The sequence below is a fragment of the Halalkalibacter flavus genome (assembly GCF_036663575.1).
Classification (GTDB): domain Bacteria; phylum Bacillota; class Bacilli; order Bacillales; family Bacillaceae_D; genus Halalkalibacter; species Halalkalibacter flavus.
Genome location: NZ_JAWRVK010000417.1, coordinates 1 through 236, shown reverse-complemented (window position 1 = coordinate 236; position 236 = coordinate 1). Strand labels below are relative to the sequence as shown.

Sequence of the window (236 nt, the reverse complement as noted above, 5' to 3'; positions counted from 1 at the left end):
GGTATCTAATCCTGTTTGCTACCCATACTTTCGAGCCTCAGCGTCAGTTACAGACCAGACAGCCGCCTTCGCCACTGGTGTTCTTCCATATATCTACGCATTTCACCGCTACACATGGAGTTCCACTGTCCTCTTCTGCACTCAAGTTTCCCAGTTTCCGATGCACTTCTTCGGTTGAGCCGAAGGCTTTCACATCAGACTTAAAAAACCGCCTGCGCTCGCTTTACGCCCAATAA

Annotated in this window: 1 rRNA gene; it reads right to left on the bottom strand. The window is 49.6% G+C overall.

Annotation, left to right across the window (positions count from 1 at the left end):
• Positions 1-236, bottom strand: a 16S ribosomal RNA gene (locus SAY88_RS25660); the annotation flags it as partial.